The 7,915-nt window shown below is 68.6% G+C and carries 7 protein-coding genes; 5 read left to right on the forward strand and 2 right to left on the reverse strand.

The window, feature by feature from the left end; translation table 11 throughout:
- The first annotated feature begins 5 nt into the window (after positions 1-5).
- On the forward strand, positions 6-878 hold the full coding sequence (locus tag ACK5M9_RS00930) for a pseudouridine synthase (protein ID WP_416891331.1): 873 nt from the start codon (positions 6-8) through the stop codon (positions 876-878).
- The gene (locus ACK5M9_RS00935) at positions 875-3,784 is read left to right on the forward strand and encodes an arylsulfatase (protein ID WP_416891332.1); all 2,910 of its coding nucleotides are present in this window, start codon (positions 875-877) and stop codon (positions 3,782-3,784) included. The genes ACK5M9_RS00930 and ACK5M9_RS00935 overlap by 4 nt, the downstream gene beginning before the upstream one ends.
- On the opposite strand, the gene ACK5M9_RS00940 is transcribed toward ACK5M9_RS00935, so the two are convergent.
- Entirely contained in the window at positions 3,781-4,497 is a 717-nt protein-coding gene (locus ACK5M9_RS00940; protein WP_416891333.1) for a TetR/AcrR family transcriptional regulator, read from the reverse strand. The genes ACK5M9_RS00935 and ACK5M9_RS00940 overlap by 4 nt on opposite strands.
- Before the next feature lie 167 nt (positions 4,498-4,664).
- Between ACK5M9_RS00940 and ACK5M9_RS00945 the strand changes: the two genes are divergently transcribed.
- The 3 genes from ACK5M9_RS00945 to ACK5M9_RS00955 are packed head-to-tail and all read left to right on the forward strand — an operon-like array spanning position 4,665 to position 6,316.
- On the forward strand, positions 4,665-5,048 hold the full coding sequence (locus ACK5M9_RS00945; RefSeq protein WP_416891334.1) for a hypothetical protein: 384 nt from the start codon (positions 4,665-4,667) through the stop codon (positions 5,046-5,048).
- Positions 5,049-5,085: 37 nt separating this feature from the next.
- Positions 5,086-5,523, forward strand: coding sequence for an anti-sigma factor (locus ACK5M9_RS00950; protein ID WP_416891335.1), 438 nt, complete (start codon positions 5,086-5,088; stop codon positions 5,521-5,523).
- Between the two features lie 7 nt (positions 5,524-5,530).
- Positions 5,531-6,316: an RNA polymerase sigma factor SigF gene (locus ACK5M9_RS00955; RefSeq protein WP_416891336.1), complete on the forward strand. Its 786-nt coding sequence runs from the start codon at positions 5,531-5,533 to the stop codon at positions 6,314-6,316.
- 23 nt (positions 6,317-6,339) lie between these two features.
- On the opposite strand, the gene ACK5M9_RS00960 is transcribed toward ACK5M9_RS00955, so the two are convergent.
- Positions 6,340-7,915: acetyl/propionyl/methylcrotonyl-CoA carboxylase subunit alpha (locus tag ACK5M9_RS00960; protein WP_416891337.1), on the reverse strand; the 1,576-nt coding region annotated here is incomplete at its 5' end.

The raw sequence follows: 7,915 nt of genomic DNA on the forward strand, positions 1-7,915 counted from the left end.
ATGCAATGGATTGCCGACAGCTCGCGGTACGCGACGCACTCGGACCGGTGCGGGTACGGTTGCGCGGCGGGCCGTTGCTGGCCGAGCTGACAGGGCGTTTCGGAGCGCAGGCGCGGGCGAAACTCCTTGCCGGAGAGGTATTCGACGCTGCCGGTACGCCGGCGAACGAGGCGACCGTGCTGCCCGCCGGGGCCAGCGTTTACCTCTACCGGGACCTGCCCGACGAAGTGACGGTGCCGTTCGCCATGCCGGTGCTCTACCGCGACGACGACATCGTCGTCGTCGACAAGCCGCACTTTCTGGCGACCATGCCGCGGGGCCGCCACGTTGCCCAGACCGCGTTGGTGCGGCTGCGCTGCGATCTCGGCCTGCCCGAGCTGAGTCCGGCGCACCGGCTGGACCGGCTGACCGCCGGGGTGCTGCTGTTCACCACCCGCCGAGAGATCCGCGGCCGGTATCAGACGCTGTTCGCGCAGGCCAAGGTGCGCAAGACCTACCTGGCCCGGGCAACCGTCGACCCCGCCGTGACGCTGCCGCGGATTGTCCGCAGCCGGATCATCAAGCGCCGGGGGAATCTGCAGGCCGTGTGCGAGCGGGGCCGGCCCAACGCCGAGACGCTGGTGGAGTTGCTGTCCGGTGACGGCCTGTACCGGTTGACGCCGCGCACCGGACGTACCCACCAGCTCCGGGTGCACATGGCCGCACTGGGCCTGCCGATACAGGGAGACCCGCTGTATCCCGACATCATCGACGTGGACGCCGGGGATTTCCACACGCCGTTGCAACTGCTGGCCCGCAGTATCGAGTTCGACGACCCGGTCACCGGATCGCGCCGAGAGTTCGTCAGTACCCGCACCTTGGAGGATGCCGCGCAATGAGTGAAGACAACACACTTGTCATCGTCGCCGGGTACCAGGACATCGATGCCGCCCGCAACGATTTTCACAACCTGACCGGACGCGCGAAGGCCAAAGCGGTTCCGCTGCACGGCGCGATACTCGTCGGTAGGGACGCCCGCGGCAACGATGTGCTGCTGGACACCGGAAACCGGTTGGGCCGGCGCGGAGCGGCGTGGGGAGCCGGGGCGGGGCTGGCGGTCGGGTTGTTCTCCCCGGCCCTGCTGGCCACGGCGGCGGCCGGCGCCGCGGCCGGTGCGGTGGCGGGCACCTTCGCCAATCACCGGATCAAGAGCGGGCTGGCCGACAAGATAGGGGAGGCGATGGCGGCGGGCAGCGCGGTGATCATCACCGTCGTCCCCCCGCAGGGACGGTTGGCCGTGGAGCAGACGTTGGCCGGGTCGCCGATGAAATCGGTTGCCGAGCTGAGCCGTTCGACGTTGCGGGCGCTGAGTTCGGCGTTGGGAGAGGCGATGAGCAAGTTCAACCCCGACCGCACCCGGCTGCCGATACCGCAGCGCAGCTTCGGCGGCACCATCGGCCGGACGGTCGCCGAATCGGTCGGCGACTGGACCATCGTCGGCGGCGTCACCGCGCCCGATGACGCACCCAACGTACTGATCGTGCTGATCGACGACGCCGGTTTCGGCGGCCCGGATACCTTCGGCGGCGGCATTCACACACCGACGCTGTCCCGGGTGGCCCAGAACGGCCTGGCTTACAACCGTTTCCATGTCACCGCCGTCTGCTCGCCCACCCGCGCGGCCTTGCTGACCGGCCGCAACCACCACCGTGTCGGCTTCGGATCGGTGGCCGAATTCCCCGGGCCCTACCCGGGCTACACCACGGTCAAGCCGCGCAGCTGTGCCGCGCTGCCGCGGATCCTGCGGGACAACGGCTATGTGACAGGTGCTTTCGGCAAGTGGCACCTGACGCCCGACCGCGTCCAGGGGGCGGCCGGGCCGTTCGACAACTGGCCGACCGGCTGGGGATTCGACCACTTCTGGGGCTTCCCCACCGGGGCGGCGGGACAATACGACCCGATCATCACCCAGGACAATTCCGTGCTCGGTATCCCCCAGGCCCCGGAGGGAGCAGAGGGCCGCCCGTACTTCTTTCCCGACGATCTCACCGACAAGGCCGTCGAATGGCTGAACACCATGCGCGCACAGGATGCCGACAAGCCGTGGATGATGTACTACTCGACCGGTGCCACCCATGCGCCGCACCACGTGTTCAAGGAGTGGGCCGACAAGTACAAAGGGAAATTCGACGAGGGCTGGGATGTCTACCGGCAGAACACCTTCGAGCGGCAGAAGCAGCTTGGGATCATCCCGCCCGACACCGAGCTCACCGAACGCCCGGACCTTTTCCCCGCGTGGGACAGCCTGACCGACAATCAGCGCAGGCTCTATGCCCGGCAGATGGAGGTGTTCGCCGGGTTCTCCGAGAACGCCGACTGGAACGTCGGGCGGCTCCTCGATGCCATCGAGGGGCTCGGGGAGCTGGACAACACCCTGGTGTTCTACATCTGGGGTGACAACGGCGCCAGCATGGAGGGCACCAACACCGGATCGTTCAACGAGATGACCTTCATCAACGGTTTGGATCTGACCGCCGATCAACAGCTCGACCTGATCGAACAGTATGGCGGGATAGAGGCCCTCGGCGACGAGTTCACCGCGCCGCACTTCGCCAGCGGCTGGGCGCACGCCAACAACACCCCGTTCCAGTGGGGCAAGCAGATGGCCAGTCACCTCGGCGGTACCCGGGACCCCATGGTGGTCGCCTGGCCCAACCGGATCCGGCCCGACGGCATCCGCGACCAGTTCGCCCACTGCATCGACATCGTGCCGACGGTGTTGGAGGCCATCGGTTTACCCGAACCTGTCAGCGTGGATGGATTCGACCAGGAACCGATGGACGGCACCAGCTTCCTGCACACCTTCGACGATGCCGGCGCGCCGGAGCGGCACACCGTGCAGTACTTTGAGAACTTCGGTTGCCGCGCCATCTATCGGGACGGCTGGTGGGCGGGGGCGCGGCTGGACAAGGCGCCGTGGGACCTGTCCCCGGAGACCATGGCGCGCTTCGCGCCCGGCGTGTACGACCCGGACAAGGACGTCTGGGACCTCTACTATCTGCCCGACGACTTCTCCCAGGCCCGGGACCTCGCCGCCGAACGTCCGGACAAACTCGCCGAGCTGCAGCGGCTGTGGTGGGCCGAGGCCGAACGCAACCGGGTGCTGCCGCTGATGGGCGGGGTGGCGGTGATGTTCGGCGACCTGCCTCCGGTGCCCACCGTCAACCGGTTCACCTACCGGGGCGGGGTGCAGAACATCCAGCGCGGCATGGTCCCGCGGATCTTCGGCCGGTCATACGCGATCGAGGCGAAGCTGGTGGTGCCCGAGACCGGCGCACAGGGCGTCATCGTGGCCAACGCCGACTTCATGGGCGGGTTCGCGCTGTGGGTCGACGAACAGCAGCGGCTGCACCACTCCTACTCGTTCCTCGGCGTCGAGACCTACCGGCAGGTGTCCACCGAACCGATCCCCACCGGTGAGCTCACCGTGTCGATGATCTTCGAGACCGATCGGCCCGTCGTCGGCTCCGGCGGCAAGGTGAGCTTGTGGGCAGGTGAGCGGCGCATCGGCGAGGGCGAGCTTCCGCAGACGGTCAGCCTGGCCTTCACCTCCTACGCGGGGCTCGATGTCGGCCGCGACAACGGTCTGGTGGTCGACCGCGAGTACGAGGACAAGGCGCCGTATGCGTTCACCGGGGTCGTCGAAGAGGTGGTCATCGATCTCGCGCCGGTGGCCCCGGACACCGCGAAGGCGTTGCACGAGCACGCCTCGGTGCAGGCTGTCGGGCGGGGAGCGGCGGGCTAGCGGCCGAGCCCGGATGGACTCAACATCGCCGCAGGCCGACGTCGGGGTTTGGTGCGTGCGGTGGCCAGCGCCTCGGCCAGCTCCGAGGGGATGGCCGGTACCCGCGCTATCGCGTCCAGCAGGGTGTGGGCGCAGCAGTCGGCGAGCCGGCCGGCTTCCAGGGTCTGGTCCATCATCCGCTGGCGGCAGGTTTCTAAGGTGAACGCCAGCCAGCCGTGGATGATCACCCGCAGGTCGCGCTCGACGCCGGCTGCCAGGGCGCCCGTTCCGGGAATGTCGCTGAGGACGTCTGCGATGCGCGACATGATGTGTTCCATCTGGCGGTTGTTGGCCTCGTCGTCGATGCCGAGCAGCACCGGATCGGCTCGGCCGAGCCCCACATGTGCCGCCCACGCGGCCTCGGGGTTTCGTTCGTGGTAGCCCATGTAGGCCAGGACGCTGGCCCGGATCTCCTCGAACAGCGTCATGTCCGCGGCGGGCTGGGTCCTGGTCGCCGCGTACAGCCGGTCCGCTTCGTCCTTGACGACGGCGGCGAAGAACGCGCGCTTGTCCGGGAAGTAGTGGTACATCAGAGCGCGGGATACCCCGGCGCGTCCGGCGATCTCGTCGATCCGCACCTCGTCGTAGGGCCGCTGCCCAAAGACTTCCGCCCCCAGGGCCAGCAGTTCAGCGCGGCGGTCCGCTGGAGATAACCGCCTCCTGGCTGTCGCCATAGGGGCCGATGGTAGTCACGACGCCGCGCGTTATCCGGGCTTCGGTGAGATTGTGAGATGATTCAACCCCGGTTTGCCGGGCAGCGCAGCCGGGTATTAGCAACTATGTTGCTGCCGGCGAGGCCCGCCGGAGCCGAGGAACACGACGTCAGAGTCGAGGTGCTCCGATGAGGACGGTAAACGACACGTTGCGGGGAGATCGCCTTGGGCGAGACGACGACGAAGTGCACGCTGCCGTCAAGTTCGCGCTGCGGGCAGCGGTGGCCGGACTTGGATTCGTCCTCGTCGGCGCCCTCTGGGTCAGCACCTGTGGACCGGTCGGTGTGGACACTGCGGCGTGCGGTCGGCCCGAGCGGGCGCTGCTGGCCATCGCAGGTCCGCTGATTCTGCTGGCCGGCGGGCTGTGGGCGTTTCTGCGCACCTATCAGGTGTGGCGCGAATGCGGGACCTGGTGGGGCTGGCACGGTGCGGGCTGGTTCCTGATGACGATCATGATCGCCACAACGGCGCTGGCGGCCGCTCCGATCGCCGGCGTGGTGGTGCCCCGGTGATGCCGGGATTGTCGCTCGACTATCGCCGGGAGGCCCCATGACCGATGCGGATGTTCGCATGGAGAAGCGCACTCGCGGGTACCGCGCCGTTGAACTCACCGTGGCGGCCCGCTTGGAGAACCTGGCGGTGTTGCGCACCCTGGTGGGGGCGATCGGCACCTTCGAGGACCTGAATTTCGATGCCGTCGCCGACTTGCGGCTTGCGGTCGACGAGGTGTGCACGCAACTGATCCGGTCGGCTACCTCCGGCGCGACGCTCACCCTGCTGGTGGATCCGCGGGAGGACGAAATGGTGGTGGAGGCATCCGCGGCCTGCGAGACCCCCGATGTGGTGGCCCCGGGCAGCTTCAGTTGGCACGTGCTCACCTCGCTGGCCGACGATGTCCAGACGTTCCATGACGGGAGCGAACCCGGAGTGCCGGGCACGGTCGTCGGTATCTCGCTGACGGCGCGGCGGGCGACCCCCGGTAAGTGACGGCCAGTTGACAGCCTCGACAGGCGACGGCCCGGATTCCCGGCCCAACCAATACGCTGACGTCCCGGATATGTTCCGCGAGCTCGCCGGTTTCGCCGCGGGCACCGCGGAGCATCAGCGGCGTCGGGACGCCATCGTGCAGCGGTGCCTGCCGCTGGCCGATCACATTGCGCGCAGGTTCGAGGGCCGTGGCGAGCCGCGCGAGGATCTGCGGCAGGTCGCGCGGGTAGGACTGGTCAATGCGGTGATCCGTTATGACGTCGGAACCGGTTCGGATTTCCCGTCTTTCGCCGTCCCCACGATCATGGGCGAGGTGCGGCGGCACTTCCGAGACACCAGCTGGTCGGTCATGGTTCCCCGTCGGCTCAAGGAACTGCACCTGCGTCTGGGCGCCGCCACCGCGGAGCTGTCGCAGCGGCTGGGGCGGGCACCGACGGCGACGGAGCTGGCCGCCGAACTCGACTTGGACCGCGCCGAGGTGGTTGAGGGTCTGGTGGCCGGCAGCTCCTACAACACTTTGTCCATCGACAGTGGCGGCAGCGACGAGGACAACGTTCGCGCCATCGTCGACACTCTCGGCGATGTCGACGCGGGCCTGGAGCGCATCGAAAACCGGGAGGCGTTGCGCCCATTGCTGCAGGCGCTGCCCGAGCGTGAGCGAACGGTGGTGGTGCTGCGGTTCTTCGAGTCGATGACGCAGACGCAGATCGCAGAGCGGGTAGGCATCTCGCAGATGCATGTGTCGCGCCTGCTGGCGCGATCCCTGGCCCAGCTCCGGGACCGGCTGCGCTGATCCCGTGCCTTACCGGATACCGGTCACTTGATCTCGGCGAGCACCGTGCCCTGGGTGATGGCCGCCCCCGCCTCGACCGCCAGGCCGGTGATGGTGCCGTCCTTGTGCGCGGTGACCGGATTCTCCATCTTCATCGCCTCCAGGACCACCACCAGGTCGCCCGCCGAAACCTGCTGGCCCTCCTCGACGGCGACCTTCACCACGGTGCCCTGCATGGGTGCGGTGACCGCGTCGCCGGAGGCGGCGGCCCCGGCGTGAGCGCCCCGTTTGCGCGGCTTGGGCTTGCGGCGTATCGCGCCGACCGCGTCGGTGCCGCCACCTGACAGAGCCAGGTCGCCGGGCAGCGAAACCTCGACCCGGCGGCCGTCGATCTCGACGACCAGCTTCTGCCGGGGCAGGGACTCATCCTCGTCGGCCGCCTGCCCTCCGGTGAAGGGTTCGACGGTGTTGTCCCACTCGGTCTCGATCCAGCGGGTGTGCACGGAGAAGCCGTTGTCGTCGCCGACGAACGCCGGATCGGACACCACCGCCCGGTGGAAAGGGATGACCGTGGCCAGGCCTTCGACCCGGAACTCGGCCAGCGCCCGCCGGGCGCGGGCCAGGGCTTCGGCGCGGTCGGCGCCGTGGACGATCAGCTTGGCCAGCATGGAGTCGAACTGGCCGCCGATCACCGAACCGCTTTCGACGCCGGAGTCCATCCGCACGCCCGGACCGGTCGGCGGGTGGAACATGGTCACCGGGCCGGGTGCGGGCAGGAAGCCGCGGCCGGCGTCTTCGCCGTTGATCCGGAACTCGAAGGCGTGCCCGCGCGGCGCGGGATCCTCGGTGATGTCGAGTTTCTCGCCGTTGGCGATCCTGAACTGCTGGCGCACCAGATCGATGCCCGCGGTTTCCTCGGTCACCGGGTGCTCGACCTGCAGGCGGGTGTTGACCTCCAGGAAGGAGATCAGCCCGTCCTGGCCGACCAGGTATTCGACCGTGCCGGCGCCGTAGTAGTGCGCCTCCTTGCAGATCCGCTTGGCCGATTCGTGGATCTCGGTGCGCTGGGCGTCGGTCAGGAATGGCGCCGGGGCCTCCTCGACCAGCTTCTGGAACCGGCGCTGCAGCGAGCAGTCGCGGGTGCCGGCGACGACGACGTTGCCGTGCTGGTCGGCGATCACCTGGGCTTCGACGTGGCGCGGTTTGTCCAGGTAGCGCTCCACGAAGCACTCCCCGCGGCCGAAGGCGGCGACGGCCTCCCGGGTGGCCGATTCGAACAGCTCGGGGATCTCCTCGAGGGTCCGGGCCACCTTCATGCCCTTGCCGCCTCCACCGAACGCGGCCTTGATCGCCACCGGTAGGCCGTGCTCCTTGGCGAAGGCCACCACCTCGTCGGCGTCTTTGACCGGGTCGGAGGTGCCGGGCACCAGCGGGGCCTGTGCGCGGGCGGCGATGTGGCGCGCGGTGACCTTGTCGCCGAGGTCGCGGATCGACTGCGGGCTCGGGCCGATCCAGATCAGTCCGGCGTCCAGCACGGCCTGGGCGAAATCGGCGTTCTCCGAGAGGAAACCGTAGCCGGGGTGCACGGCGTTGGCGCCGGACTTCTCGGCGGCCTCGAGC

Source organism: Mycobacterium sp. (assembly GCF_047975165.1).
Classification (GTDB): domain Bacteria; phylum Actinomycetota; class Actinomycetes; order Mycobacteriales; family Mycobacteriaceae; genus Mycobacterium.